Source organism: Streptomyces sp. NPDC006174 (assembly GCF_040614075.1).
Lineage (GTDB): Bacteria > Actinomycetota > Actinomycetes > Streptomycetales > Streptomycetaceae > Streptomyces.
The window spans coordinates 382,432-396,379 of sequence record NZ_JBEXTJ010000007.1; the positions used below are offsets into that span (position 1 = coordinate 382,432).

The following is a 13,948-nucleotide window of genomic DNA, read 5'->3' on the forward strand; positions in this document are numbered from 1 at the left end:
GCAAGGGTGGGCCCGGGTCGGCTTTACGTCAGCGGGCGACCGCCTTGGTCGCGGTGCTCGTCGACGCGCCGCTCGTGTGGCCCGTGCGGTGGGCCGTGACCTTCACCGTGATCTTCTTGCCCCGCTGCGCCGCCTTCAGCGTCAGCGTCACGCCCGTCGCCTTCGAGATCGCCTTGCCGTTCGCGTACCACTGATAGCTGTACGACGTCGGCTTCAGCGACCACTTGCCCGCACCGGCCGTCAGCTTGGCGCCCACCTTCGCCTTGCCCGAGATCACCGGCCTCGCCGTCGCCTTCGGTGCGTCGCCCTTCGCGACCTTCACCGCCGCGCTGGTGGCGCTCGCGCTGCTGTGGCCGGTCAGCGCGGCCGTGACGGTGACCGTCACCGTCTTGCCGAGCAGCTGCGCCGGGACCGTGTACGTCGCACCCCTCGCGCCCGCGATCGCCGTACCGTTCGCCTTCCACTGGTACGTGTACGACGTCGGCTTCGGCGACCACGTCCCCGTACCGGCCGTGAGCCTGGCGCCCACCTTCGCCTTGCCCGAGATCACCGGCCTCGCCGACGCCTTCGGTGCGTCGCCCTTGGCGACCGTGACCGCCGCCGACGTGCTCTGGCCGTCCAGGTGACCGGCGCGGCGGGCGGTGACGGTGACCGTGACCTTCTTGGCGAGCAGCTTCGCCGGAACGGTGTACGTCGAACCCGTCGCGCCCGCGATCGCCGTACCGTCCGCCTTCCACTGGTACGCGTACGACGTCGGCACCGCCGACCAGGACCCGGTGCCGGCCGTCAGCTTCGCGCCGACCTTCGCCGAGCCGCTGATCACCGGCGGCTCGGTGTTCGTCAGCCGGGCGGCGGTGACCGTGAACGGACTCCGCTGGTGCTCCCAGCCGTTGTGGGTCATGACGCTGAGGGACCAGGTGCCCGTCGGGACGCCGGTCAGGTCGAGGACCGCCGTGAGCGTCCTGCGGTCGGCGGAGACGGCGGTGGCCTTCGACTCGATCTGCCGGCCGTCGGCGTAGAGGCGGACGTAGTCCTCCTCGTGCAGCGCCGTGCCCGTCACCGTGACCGTGGCCTTGCTGCCGGTCGCGCCGGTCTCCGGGCCCACCGTGCCGACGGTGATCTGCTCGGTGCCGCAGCGGAAGAAGGTGCAGACGGCCTTGGCCCGGTACGAGGTCTTCGGCGCGGTCTCCGGCAGCGAGAGGACCAGGGTGCTCGGCGTGACCTCCTTCGTGGAGGGCTCGTTCACGGCGCACTGGTAGCCGCTGGGGATGAACCTCATACAGCCGTTGCCGAGGCTCGCGTCGTACAGCGCGGGCACGGCGGTCGTCCCGGCGCCCGTCGTGTCGCTGATCTCCATGTCGAAGCGGTCGCGGTAGGCGGTGGGCAGCACCGCGCAGAAGGTGCTGCGGGTCTCGTCGAGCGTGCCGGTGACGGGACCGTATCCGTAACTCACGTTCGGGACCCGCACGCAGCCCTCGGCCGGGCCGGTCGCGGTGCCGACGCGTACGGCGTCGAAGCGGTGGTCGGGGGCCGCCTTCAGCCCGCTCGGTACGGTGACCAGGACCTGGTAGCGGGTGGAGCCGGTGACCGCGCAGGCCTGGTTGGACTGGCACAGGGCGGTGCCGTCCGCGCCGAAGGGCACGATGTTCGCCGTGCCCAGGGCATCGCGGACGTCGATGTGCAGGGTGTCCTTGGTGTCGGCCGTGGTCACCTGGCGGCACCGCACCTCGCCCGGAGCGCCGGTGGCGCCGCCCGAGGACGGGCCGCCGACCTTGGTGGCGGGGTTCGGTGTGCAGCCCTTCGCCGTGGCGGTGACGTCGCGGCGGGTCAGGGAGTACGTGGCGGTGGCGTCGCGGCCGGTGACGAGCACCGTGTGGGCGACTCCGGGGGCCAGATCGCAGCCCGTCCAGGTGTTGAGCGAGGGGTGGACGGAGCAGACCTGCTGGCCGGCCTTGTCCAGCACGGAGAACCCGGCCATGGCCGTCGTACCGGGAGCCGCCTTGAGCTGGAGGAGCTCCGCCGCGCTGTGCTCGTCGGCCGGGATGCTCAGGCACTGCGAGAAGACACCGCCGCCGGTGGCGATCCGGGCCGACGCGCTCTGCTCGGTGAAGTCGCCGGCCGGGAGGGCCGGGCAGCCGCTCGCGGCGTCGGTGCGGTGCAGTGCGATGGCGTAGGGGCCGGTGGCCGGGTCGGTGTCGTCGGTGGAGACCTGGAGCCGGAACGGCGCGGTGCCGGTCAGCGCGCAGGTGCCGGCCGACAGGCCGCTGCTGCCGCACACGTACGCGCCTCGGGCGTCGAACAGCGTCAGATCAGCGCGCGATCCGGGGCCGGAGAGCGGCGTCAGCGCGGCCAGCCGGGCTCCGGCGGGGAGCGGCAGCAGGACGCAGTCGATCTCACCGGCCGAGGCGAAGGCGGACCGGTACATTCCGAGCTCGGCGCTCTCGCAGCCGGCGGTCGAGGAGCGGTCGAGGATCAGCGTGGCGTCGTCGGTGTGGACCGTGTAGTCACCGGCGGCGGGGAGTTCGCAGCCGTTCCAGGGGACGCAGACCGTCTTGCCGGCGCGGTCGTACACGGTGAGCTTCGTACGGGAGGAGTGGACGCCGTACACCTCGTACTGGCCCGCGTGCGGGGCGGTGAAGGTCTTGCAGCCGGTCGCCGGAGTCGCCTTGACGGGTGCGGAGTTGTAGGTGTTGAGCGGAACGCGGGCGCAGCCGACCGGGTCGGAGGTCCGGCGGACCTTCAGCGTGTACTCGGCCGGGAAGCCGCCTTCCGCCTCGATGATGCTGGTCAGTACGCGGTAGGGGCCGTCACCGGGAAGTACGCAGCCGTCGCTGTCGTCCTCGTTGAAGCGCGGGCAGATCCGGGCGCCGGTCCCGTCGGTGATCCAGGAGATGCCGTGGCCGTACCGGGTGGTCGTGACGCGGTCGGTGTACCGCTCGCCCGGCTGCGCGTCCAGCCGCGCGCACTGCACGGCCGTCGGGCCGGCGGCCTGGGCGACCGAGGGCGGGCTGGTCCAGTCGGTGGAGACCTGCGTCGTGCAGCCCTCGTCCGTGGCGAGCGGGGTGAGGGCGAAGGTGAGGGTGCTGGTGTCCGCCCAGCGGTTCAGCACATCCAGCCTGAACTCGCCCGTACGGTCCAGTCGGCACCAGCCGCCGCCCCAGGTCCCCTCGTAGCAGTCGACCTGCTCCTCGCCGTCGCGGATGGTCAGGTGGACGTTGCCGGTTCCGGGGCCGGACTCCAGGAGCCGGTGCATGCCGGGCGTCTCGACCGTGAAGGTGAAGCAGGCGGTGCCTTCGGCGGGGAGGGTGAGCGTGTTGCCTGCGGGCGCGGCCTCGCCGAACGCGGAGAGCGGGAAGGAGGGGCAGTCCTCGGCGGCGGGTGCGGGCGCGGCCGGGGTGTCCGCCTGGGCCGTTCCCATGGGGGCGAGGAGTGAGAGCAGGACAGTGAGCGCGAGCAGGAGCGCGGTGTACGTCGCGGATCTCGCGGCCGTACAGAGGTGGCGTGGCATGGGTCCGTTCCCCCCGGAGCGGTGAGCAGGTGTGCGCGTGGGCTCCGCGGGCCCTTTGCGGGCAGCGGGGCGGTGGGCACGGCGAGTTGTGCGGTGAGTTGTGGGCGCCGCGTGAAGGGCGCACATGATGATCGCACAAGGCGGGGGGCCGGGGTCATGACAATTCCAGGCCGCCCCACCCAGCCCGTCCGGCGTTTGAGGACGGAACCGTGACCGTAGGGGGGCCGGACACCCACGAGGGTCTCGCGCACGAGGAGCCTGGAGCAGTACCGGGCCCACCCCAGCAAGGCTTCCGTCCTCAAACGCCGGACGGGCTGAAGGGGTGGGCCCGCGTCCCTACGCCGGGTCCAGCCGCGACACCGCGCCGCCTATCGCCAGCACGTACAGCTCCCCGTCACCCGCCTCCACGAACGAGATCACCTCGCCGCCCTGCACCCCCAGGTCACCCTCCTCCGTCACCGCGCCGTCCTCGATGCGCAACGTACGCAGCGTGCCGTCGCAGTAGTCGCTGAAGACATAGCGGCCGGCCAGGTCCGCGATCGCCTCGCCCCGGTAGACGAAGCCGCCCGTCACCGAGCAGCCCAGGCCGCTGCGGTCGTACTCGTGGACCGGCGGCACATGGTTGGCCGGTTCCGTGCCGCCGCGGAACGGGTGGTTGCCCTCCATCGAGGACCAGCCGTAGTTCTCGCCGCCCCTGCTGCTCGCGGGGGCCCAGTCGATCTCCTCCCACTCGCTCTGGCCGACGTCACCGATGAGCAGGTCGCCGGTGTCCGCGTCGAACGAGAACCGCCACGGGTTGCGGAGCCCGTACGCCCAGATCTCGTCCTTCGCGCCTTCCTCCGCCACGAACGGGTTGTCCGCCGGGATCGCGTACGGCTCACCGCCGGTCGGGTCGATCCGGAGGATCTTGCCGAGCAGCGTGTCGAGGTTCTGGCCGTTGCCGTGCGGGTCGCCGCCGGAGCCGCCGTCGCCGAACGCGATGTAGAGGTAGCCGTCGGGGCCGAACTTGATGTCGCCGCCGTTGTGGTTCGGGTACGGCTGCTCCTGCGTGAGGACCGTACGCCGGGTGTCCGGCTGGAGTTGGCCGTCCTCCACCGCGAACTCGTCGATGGTGCTGGTGCCTTCGAGATCCGTGTACGAGATGTAGAAGTGCGCGAACTCCGGGTCGAACGCCACGCCCAGCAGGCCGCGTTCGCCGTCGGTCGTGGTCTCGGCGGAGATGTCGAGGACCGGGTCACCGAGGCCGTAGTCGCCCAATACGCGCACTGTTCCGGCCCGTTCGGCTATCCAGACCTTGCCGTCCGGTCCGGCCGCGCCGGCCGACGGGCCCTGTGCGCGGGCCACTTCCGTCAGCACGACCTGCGCCGAAGGCCCGTCGGCCGACGCCGAGGCCGACGTCGATGCCGTGGTCAACGTCAGGGATGCGGCGAGGAACAGAGCGCCGATGATCGCCGAGCTTCTGGTGTGAACTTTCACCGTGGCCTCCTGGAGGCGGCGAGTGGGGGAGTTCACCCTGGCTGCTCGGGGCAGAGTTCGGTGGGGGTGCCCGCGCCAGCATGCAACCGGGGTGGGGGCGTGTGCTACTGGCTACGGATGAGGGTACGGGGACGGGAGCGCATTGGCCTAGGCCAATGCACCGACCAATTCCGGTGCCAGGCAGGCTACTTGCCCAGCACCGCCTCCATCACCTTCTTCGCGATCGGAGCGCCGAGGCGGCCACCGGAGATGTCCGAGCGCGAGATGTCCATGTCCGTCGGGTCGATGAAGACGGCGACGGCGACCGAGCGGCCGTCGTCCGTCTTGCCGTAGCTGACGAACCAGCCGTACGGCACCTCGTCGCGCACATTCACACCACGCTGAGCCGTGCCCGTCTTGCCGCCGACCCTCACACCGTCGATCAGCGCACGCTGCGCGCTGCCCTCCTTCGCCGTGTGCTCCATCATCTCCTGGACCTTCTTCGCCGTCTCCGGCGAGACGGCCTGGCGTATCTCCGCCGGATTGTTCGTCTCCAGCGTGGACAGATCCGGGCCCCTCAGCTCCTCCACGATGTACGGCTGCATCAGCTTGCCGTCGTTGGCGAGCGCCGCCGTCACCATCGCCATCTGCATCGGCGTGCTCGTCAGGCTGCCCTGGCCCATGCCGGTGAGCGCCGTGCCGGGCTTGTCGAGCTTCGGCGGGTAGAGGCTCTTCGTGGCGAGCATGTCGCCGAACTCCTCCGCGTACACGTCCTCGTTGAAGCCGAACTTCTCCGCCGTCTCCCGCATCCGGTCCTCGCCGAGCTCGGCCGCCGCGTCGAGGAAGACGTTGTTGCAGGAGTACTGCATGGCGGTCTTCATGGACGCCTTGTTGCAGAGCGCGTCGCCGGCCTCGCTGCCGATCTTGCTCTGGGACAGCGGCAGCGGATACGGCGAGACCGCCTTCGTCGGCGCGTCCACGTCCGAGACCACGCCGTGCTCCAGCGCCGCCGCGGCGGTCAGGATCTTGAAGGTCGAGCCGGGCGGGAAGGTCTCGCGCAGCGGGCGGTTGGCCAGCGGCTTGGCCTTGTCGTCGAGGAGCGCCTTGAACCGGTCGCTCTCCTTGAACGAGATCCCGGCGAAGACCCCGGGGTCGTACGAAGGCGTCGAGACCAGCGCCAGCACCTTGCCGGTGCTCGGCTCCAGGGCGACGACCGCGCCGCGCGCGCCCAGGTCGGTCAGGCCCTTGTAGCCGGCCTTCTGCGCCTTCGGGTCGATCGTGGTGATCACGCTGCCGCCGCGCCTCGGCTGACCGGTGAGGACGTCCTTGGCGTGGCGGAAGGCGAAGCGGTCGTCCTGGCCGCTGAGGACGCTGTCGTACGTCCGCTCCAGCAGCGAGGTGCCCTGTGCCTGCGAGGCGTAACCGGTGACGGGCGCGTACATCGGGCCCTCCTTCCAGGTGCGCCGGAAGGTGTAGTCCCTGCTCTCCGTCTCCTTCGAGCCGGTGATCGCCTTGCCGCCGACGATGATGTCGCCGCGCGGCGTGGCGAACCGCTCGTACCGGACCCGGTGGTTGTTCTCGTGCTGGGACAGCTCCACGCGGTCGACCTGCTGCAGCCAGTTCGCCCGCAGCAGCAGCCCCAGCATCAGGAGCCCGCAGAAGATGGCTATGTGCCGCAACGGCCTGTTCATTCCACTCCCCACCCAGGCGGGCCGACCGCCCGCACGCACGAAAGCGTGTACGGGCCGTGCCCACGTCTTCGATCCCCCGAGGGTAAGGATGCCTTGTCGGCGCCCCCGGTTGCAGGGGCAGTATCCACGAGCGCCGTCAGAGGTACGCCGCGTACCCGTCCAGGACCCGCAGCACCTCCCGCTCACCGGCCGGAGGCAGCTGGAGCACGACCTCCTCGATGCCCAGCTCCGCGTAGTGGGCGAGCTTCCCGGCGTCCGGGAGGACGGCGTACGGCACCACCTGGAGGTCCTTCGGATCGCGCCCGGCCTCCTCCCAGGCCGCCCGCAGCTTCGGGACGGACTCCGTCAGGCCGCGGCCGCCGATCGGCAGCCAGCCGTCCGCGTGCTCCGCGATCGCCGCGAACAGCTTCGGGCCCGCTCCGCCGCCGATCAGCGTGCGCGGGCCGACCACCGGACCGCGCGGCGCCCGCACCGGCTTCGGGAACGCGAAGCTCGCCTGGACCGACCCGAACTCGCCGTCGTACGCCGTCGGTTCCGCCGACCACAGCGCCCGCATCAGCGCCATCCGGTCACGCGCCAGCTCCCGGCGCGTGGACCACGCGACGCCGTGGTCGGCGGCCTCCTCCACGTTCCAGCCGTAGCCGACACCGAGCGTGAACCGGCCGCCGGAGAGGTGATCCAGGGTCGCCACCTGCTTGGCCAGGTCGACCGGGTCGTGCTGGGCGACCAGCGTGATCCCGGTGCCGAGCGCGATCCGCTCGGTGACGGCGGCCGCCTGGCCGAGCGCCACGAACGGGTCCAGCGTCCGTCCGTACTCACGCGGCAGGTCACCGCCGGCCGGGTACGGGGTGCGGCGGCTCACCGGGATGTGGGTGTGCTCGGGCAGATAGAGTCCGGCGAATCCGCGCTGCTCCAGCTCGCGCGCCAGCCGTACGGGCGTCACCGTCTCGTCGGTGAGGAAGATGGTTGTGGCGATCCGCATCGAACACCTCCGTCGTCTCTACGAGTCGTTTCCACGGGGAGCCAAGGTAAGCCGTACGCCGGTGAAATCCGAGGCGGCTGCGAGAGTACGGAACGGCGGATCCGCGGGAAGGACGTGAATGGGAATGGGACTGGGGTTCTTCCTGCTGCCCGCAGGAGGTGTGCTGAGCCTGACCGGCGTGTTCCTCGGCAACAGCACGCTGGTCCAGCTGAGCTGGATCATGTGGCCGGCCGGTGTCCTGCTGCTGATCGCTCGGCGCTACCGCCGCCCGCCGGACCCGCGACGGCTGGCCGCCGCCGCTGCCGCCGGCGACGCCCGTGCCGTACGAGGGCTGCGGACGCTCGCTCTGGACGCGCGGAGCCAGGGTCGGCCGGACGCGGCGGAGCGGATGCTGCGGCAGGCGGTGAAGGCCGGGGACGTGGAGTCGATGTGGGAGCTGGGCCGGCTGGTCCAGGAGCGCGAGGGGCTGGCGGCGGCCGAGCCGTGGTACCGGATGGCCGCCGGGCGCGGTCACGTCGTCGCGCGGCGGCTCTTCCGGACGGGCGGCGAGCTGAACCGGGACGGGACGAGCCCTCTGTAGGGACGGAGGCTCAGAAGCCGCCGCTGTAGACGAAGAGGAACCAGACCGGGAAGAGCACACCCACGACACCAGCGGCGAGGCCGATGCCGCACTGGATCCGGTTGACCTCGGCCTGGCTGACCAGGCCGAGGATGCCGAAGGTGATCGCGAGGAGGCCGGCCAGAGTGGCGAGAATGCCGAGGAAGAACGTGGAGGCCAGCGCGATGACGCCCAGCCCGATCGAGACGGGCGCGTAGAGAGTGGCAGGGCTTTCGCTGGTTCCGGTTGCCATGTCGCGTCCCTTGTCGTGAGGCATCGCCCGAGGTGGCGCGACGGGAACATCTTCCCGTCCTTCCTCATCATGGCACTCGCCGTCAGCGCTCCCGGAACGGCCCCTGAGCGCTGCGGACCACGGGAAACGCCGCTCGGACCAGGCTCAGCGCCACCGTCCTCGACAGGAACGCCAGCCGGGCCGTCTTCTCCGGCTTCTCGATCTCCGGGCCCAGCTCGAACCCGACCCGGACCATCCGCGCGAGCGCCTTCTCGTTGCGCGCGTCCGGCTCGACGACGACCCTCAGGTGGGCCGGGTCGCTGAAGACATAGCCGATGAACGCGGTCAGCAGGGCCTCCGTGTAGCCCTTCACCGCTCCGTCGCCTTCGGCCGGCGCGATCAGCAGGTGGATGCCGAAGTCGCCGGGCTGGACGTCGTAGCACTCGCCGACCGGGTCGGCGTCCGGTTCGTAACTCTGGAAGAGCGCGGCCGGTACGCCGTCGCGCAGCGCCAGGTAGGCGTGGTGGGTGGAGAGCGAGCCGACGAACTCGTAGATCTCCCGGACCTGTTCGCGGGTGTGGTCGGCCATGCCCCAGAAGCGGGCGCGCTCCTGCGTGACCCAGCCGTGCAGCAGGTCGGCGTCGGCCGCCGGGTCGACCGGCACGAGCCGGACGACGCCGAAGCCTTCGACCTTCTGCTCGTGCACGGCGGGACGCAGGGCCGGGACGGTGGTGGTGGTCATGGTGGTGCTCTCCTCGGTGCGGTGCAGCAGGTTCCAGTCCGTGGTGACAGGGGCCAGGCGGCCGCTCGCCCACAGGTCCGCCTGGTCGCGGTGGTGCGCGGAGCCCGGGACGCCGGACGCGCCGAACGGCACGACCCAGAGGCTGTCCTCGCGGCGGGCCAGGTCCCAGACGTAGCGGGCGGCGGGTCCTCGGGCGAAGAGGTCGGTGATGCCGGGGACGCTGGAGGTGGAGAGCACACAGTCGTGGTCGCCCGCGAGCCCCGGCCACACCTCCTCGGGGGTCGCGCCCGGCAGCGCCTGCCACGGAGAGACCCCGTGGACCTCGCCCCACGGGCTCGGGCCGGGTCCCTCCGCGTACGTGGCGGCCACCGCCTCCGCCGAGGCCGCGACGATCGCCAGCCTCTCCTCGTACGGGAGGAGTCCGACGGTGAGCAGGGTCTCCAGGGCGTAGCCGATCCGCGGGACGGCGGCGAGCCAGGGGCGGAAGAGCGACGGGTAGGCGGGCGAGCGCCAGGGGTCGGCGTCGCCGGTGACGGGCCGCAGCGCCGGGTGGCCGGCCAGGCGGTGGACGACCTCCGCGCGGAGCCGGGAGTAGAGGGTGGCGTCGGTGCTGTCCGCGTCCATGTGACGGTCCCAGCGCAGCAGCCGGTCCCGCAGGCGTTCGGCGGCGGGGCCGAGGTCCGGGGCCCAGGCGAGCAGGGAGAGGAGTTGGCGGGAGGAGGCGAGGCGGGTGTCGGTGTGGACGGCGGCCATGTCGGCGGCGGACCACGGCGGACCGGTGAGCGTCCTTGTCCCCTGGGACGCGCCGGTGGCCTCGCTCGCGCTCGCGCCCGGCGGCTTGCCGAGCAACTCCCGTATGCGGTCGGCCCGGTGCGGCGGTGCGAACTCGATGCCGAGCGGTGCGGCGAGCCCGCGCTCGTTGGCCATCACGGCGGTGCCGGTGGCGGTGTCGACCTCGGTACGTGGCGTGGGCTCGGCGCCTTCGCGCCAGGCGTACGCGGGATCGTGCGCCGGGACGACCCGGAGCCGGTTCTCGTGCGGGCGCACCGGGACGTGTCCGGCGACGCGGTGCAGCGTGGCGCCGGTGGTGTCGGCGGCCAGGACCACGTTGACGGGTTCGACCCAGCCGTCGAGCGCGGTGTCGAGATCGGCGACGGTACGGGCCCGGAGCAGCGCGGGCAGCGCATCGAAGCCCAGGTCGCCGGTGACGCGCGGCGGACAACGGAGGCTGATGACAGGAGCGTCGGGCGCCTCGTCGGCGTCCGCACCATCCCGTACGTCTCCGATGATCACCGGCCCCCGGTCCGTCTCCACGACCTCCACCGTCTCGGCCTGGGCACCGGCCACCTCGACGGTCTCCGTGTGGGCGTGGACCCGGTACCAGCCGTCCGGCCCGAGCGCCTCCACGCCGCCGTCCGCCGCGCGGCGCAGCTGCTCGCGGTAGAGGTCCTGGTAGTCGGCCATCGCGTTGGTGATCGCCCAGGCCACACCGCCCGCGTGCCCGAAGTGCGCGATGCCCGGGACGCCGGGCACAGCGAGGCCCACCACGTCGAACTCGGGGCAGGCGAGCCGGATCTGCTGGTAGACGCCCGGGTCCTCGATGAAGCGGTGCGGGTCACCGGCGACGACCGGGGCTCCGGTGGTGGTGCGGGCGCCGGTGAGGAGCCAGCCGTTGGAGCCGGAGGTGCCGGGGCCGTCGGTGGCGAAGAGGGTCGCGCGGCCGTCGCCGAGCCTGCGGGCGACCTCTTCGCGCCAGAGCTTGGTCGGGAACCCGGCGAAGAGGATGTGCGTGGAGAGCCAGACGCCGAGCGGGGTCCAGGGCTCCCAGCGGCCCGGGACGAGCCCGGCGGCGGCGAACTCCGGTGTACGGGCGGCGCCTTCGGCCAGGCCCGCGTTCACGCCGTCCACGTACGCGCGCACCCAGGCGGCGGTCTCGGGCGCGAGCCGCTCGTAGCAGCGGCGGGCGGTGTCGGCGAGCCGGGCCCGCCGGGCGAAGAGGTCCCAGTCGAGCGCCTCGGCACCGAGGTACGCGGCGGTCGTGCCGAGCAGCCGGTGGCGCTCGGTCTCCAGCTGCCAGGCACGGTCGAGAGCGGCGTTGTGGCCCTGAGCGCGGGCCAGCGCGAGCGCACCACCGGCCCTCAGGTGCGGTATCCCCCGGTCGTCCCGGAAGACTTCGAAGCTCTCGGAGTCCTTCAGACCGCTCTCGGCGCCCGCACTCGGTCTCTCGCTGTCGACGTCAGCGGTCGTCATCGCTCTGCCCATCCCCTGCTCCCAGTGGTTTTCAGCCACTCCCCAGCCCTCGGAATTTAGGTTAGCCTAACCAAAGTGACCCTTGGGCAGTGGGCCGGGGCACCAAGGGAGGGTGGGAGACACCGTGGGTCATGGCTGGGAAGGCGTCGTTCTCAAACTGTTCCGGGGGCGGGATTTCACGTTCACCGTGACCGGCGCCGAGCAGGTCACCGACCGGTTCCGCCGGGTGCAGGTGACCGACGGTGGGCTGTTGGCCGCGACCGGCGGCGCGCACCCGACGATGTGGGTGCGGCTCTGGTTCGAGAAGGACGGCAAACCGCATCAGCGCGCCTACACCCTGGTCGACCCGGATCCGGAGGCTGGCACCTTCAGTCTGGAATTCGCCCTTCACGAGGGCCCGGCCTGCGACTGGGCGAAGGCGGCGAAGCCCGGCGACACCATCGACGCGACACTTCAGGGCACCGGCTTCACGCTGCCCGGCCCGGCGCCGAAGCGGCTCTTCGTGATCGGTGACCCGGCCGCACTTCCCGCGATCAACTCGCTGCTGGAGGCGATCCCGCGGACTCCGGCGACCATCTGGTTCGAGTCCTCCGACGAGGAGGACCGGAAACTGCCGTTCCGCCTCGACGAGGCCCACCACACCCTGCACCACGTCGAGCGCCGCGAGGCCGGTGCGCACCTGGTCGCCGAGGTGAAGGCGGCGCTGCCGGGGCTGCTGGGCGAAAACCGCTCGGACGCGTACGTCTGGGTGGCCTGCGACACGTCGACCACCCGGACCCTGTCGGCGTACCTCCGCAAGGAGCTGGGCCTGCCCAAGGACCGGGTGAACGCGCTGGGTTACTGGCGGCCGTAACGGCACCGCGGGAAAGACCCGGAGACCTCAGTCCTCTACCACGAGGGCCGGGGTCTCCTTCGTCAGTACCTGGCCCCGGAAGAACGCCGGGCTGCGGCGCTCCATCGCGACCATCAGCACCACGCCGAGGAGCAGCAGCCCCACGCCGATCACGAAGACCGAGCCGACGCCGAACACCGAGGAGCCGGAGCCGTACGCCGGGTCCCACATGTCGTAGAGGGTCTTGGCGAAGACGGCGGCGAGCAGCAGGCCGCCGACGGCCGGGCAGAGGCCCTTGAAGACCAGGTCCCGTCCGGAGCGGGTGAGTTCGGCGCGGAAGTACCAGACGCAGGCGAAGGCCGTCAGCGCGTAGTAGAAGCAGATCATGAGGCCGAGCGCGTAGATGGTGTCGATCAGGACGTGCTCGCTGATCAGCGTCATCACGGTGTAGAAGACGCCGGTCCCGACGCCGGCCGTGACCGTCGCCCGGCCGGGCGTCTTGAAGCGGGGATGGACCTTGGCGTACGAGGCCGGCATCGCCTCGTACGTGGACATCGCGAGGACCGTACGGGCGACCGGGATGAACGTGGTCTGGAGGCTGGCGGCGGCCGAGGCGAGGACGGCGACGAAGAGCAGGACGCCGAGGCCGGGGCCCATCACCGGTCCGGCGAGGGCGGCGAAGACGTTGTCGGAGGTCTCCGGGTTGGCGAGGCCGAGCCCGGAGGTGCCGGAGCCGACGGCCATCTGGGCGGCGATGCCGGTGGCGAGGTAGGAGCCGACCAGGACGACCATCGCGATGAGCGCGGCGCGGCCCGGGGTCTTCTCGCTGCCGGTGGTCTCCTCGTTGGCGGTGAGACAGGCGTCCCAGCCCCAGAACATGAAGATCGAGAGCGAGAGGCCCGCGGTGAAGGCCGCGAAGGACTGGACGGCGAACGGGTTCATCCACGACCAGGAGAAGTCGAGCGACCCGGCGAAGCCCGCGTCGCCACTGCCCGCTTTGCTCAGGGCCATCGTCACGAAGAGAGCCAGCACGGCGAGTTGCAGCCCGACCAAGGCGTACTGGACGCCCTTGGTGGCCGTCATCCCGCGGTAGCTGATCGCGGTGGCGGCGGCGATGAGCGCGAGGCAGGTGCCGATGTGGACGAGCTTGTTGTCGTCCAGCGCGGCGACGGAGGCGCTGTTGGTGACCTCACCGGCCAGCAGCCAGAAGTACGAGGTGGCCACGCCCGCCAGGTTGGACAGGACGATGATCGTCGCGATGACCAGGCCCCAGCCGCACATCCAGCCGACGCGTGGGCCGAACGCCTTCACCGTCCAGGTGAAGGAGGTGCCGCAGTCCGGCATGACCTTGTTCAGCTCGCGGTAGGCGAAGGCGACGAGCAGCATCGGCAGGAACCCGGCCAGGAAGACGGCGGGCATCTGCACGCCGACCTCACCGGCGGTGGAGCCGAGCGTCGAGGTCAGGCAGTAGACGGGCGCGACGGTGGAGACACCGATGACGGCGCTGCCCATCAGGCCGACGGAGTTCCCGCCGAGCCCCTTGTCGCGTACGCCCCCGTCACCACCGTCGGCCGAGGCGCGTCCCCGTACCGTGTCTCCGGCCCGAGGCCGCGCGTCCAGCTGAGTCATGAGAAGGACGTTATGCGCTGCGATATCCA

9 protein-coding genes are annotated in these 13,948 nt (G+C 71.5%); 2 read left to right on the forward strand and 7 right to left on the reverse strand.

The window, feature by feature from the left end:
* Window positions 1-28: 28 nt before the first annotated feature.
* From ABZ267_RS18915 to ABZ267_RS18930, 4 genes are all read right to left on the reverse strand, one after another.
* A complete protein-coding gene (locus ABZ267_RS18915; protein ID WP_356746642.1) occupies window positions 29-3,508 on the reverse strand; it encodes a hypothetical protein in 3,480 nt (1,159 codons plus the stop codon).
* 336 nt (window positions 3,509-3,844) lie between these two features.
* Window positions 3,845-4,984, reverse strand: a complete 1,140-nt coding sequence (locus ABZ267_RS18920) for a PQQ-dependent sugar dehydrogenase (RefSeq protein ID WP_356746643.1) — start codon at window positions 4,982-4,984, stop codon at window positions 3,845-3,847.
* A gap of 185 nt (window positions 4,985-5,169) precedes the next feature.
* Complete coding sequence (locus ABZ267_RS18925) at window positions 5,170-6,654, reverse strand: penicillin-binding protein 2 (protein WP_356746644.1); 1,485 nt, start codon at window positions 6,652-6,654, stop codon at window positions 5,170-5,172.
* Between the two features lie 136 nt (window positions 6,655-6,790).
* Complete coding sequence (locus tag ABZ267_RS18930; RefSeq protein ID WP_356746645.1) at window positions 6,791-7,636, reverse strand: LLM class F420-dependent oxidoreductase; 846 nt, start codon at window positions 7,634-7,636, stop codon at window positions 6,791-6,793.
* A gap of 124 nt (window positions 7,637-7,760) precedes the next feature.
* Here ABZ267_RS18930 and ABZ267_RS18935 point away from each other — a divergent pair, with 124 nt between their 5' ends.
* Window positions 7,761-8,216, forward strand: coding sequence for a tetratricopeptide repeat protein (locus tag ABZ267_RS18935; RefSeq protein ID WP_356746646.1), 456 nt, complete (start codon window positions 7,761-7,763; stop codon window positions 8,214-8,216).
* A 10-nt stretch (window positions 8,217-8,226) separates the two neighbouring features.
* On the opposite strand, the gene ABZ267_RS18940 is transcribed toward ABZ267_RS18935, so the two are convergent.
* Window positions 8,227-8,487 carry a hypothetical protein gene (locus ABZ267_RS18940; RefSeq protein WP_356746647.1) on the reverse strand — a complete coding sequence of 87 codons (261 nt, stop codon included), beginning with the start codon at window positions 8,485-8,487 and terminating at the stop codon, window positions 8,227-8,229.
* Window positions 8,488-8,569: 82 nt separating this feature from the next.
* Window positions 8,570-11,458 carry a GNAT family N-acetyltransferase gene (locus ABZ267_RS18945; protein WP_356746648.1) on the reverse strand — a complete coding sequence of 963 codons (2,889 nt, stop codon included), beginning with the start codon at window positions 11,456-11,458 and terminating at the stop codon, window positions 8,570-8,572.
* Window positions 11,459-11,582: 124 nt separating this feature from the next.
* Here ABZ267_RS18945 and ABZ267_RS18950 point away from each other — a divergent pair, with 124 nt between their 5' ends.
* Window positions 11,583-12,311, forward strand: a complete 729-nt coding sequence (locus tag ABZ267_RS18950; protein ID WP_356746738.1) for a siderophore-interacting protein — start codon at window positions 11,583-11,585, stop codon at window positions 12,309-12,311.
* Between the two features lie 27 nt (window positions 12,312-12,338).
* On the opposite strand, the gene ABZ267_RS18955 is transcribed toward ABZ267_RS18950, so the two are convergent.
* Window positions 12,339-13,919 (reverse strand): APC family permease, encoded by a 1,581-nt coding sequence (locus ABZ267_RS18955; protein WP_356746649.1) that lies wholly within the window; start codon window positions 13,917-13,919, stop codon window positions 12,339-12,341.
* Between the last annotated feature and the right edge of the window lie 29 nt (window positions 13,920-13,948).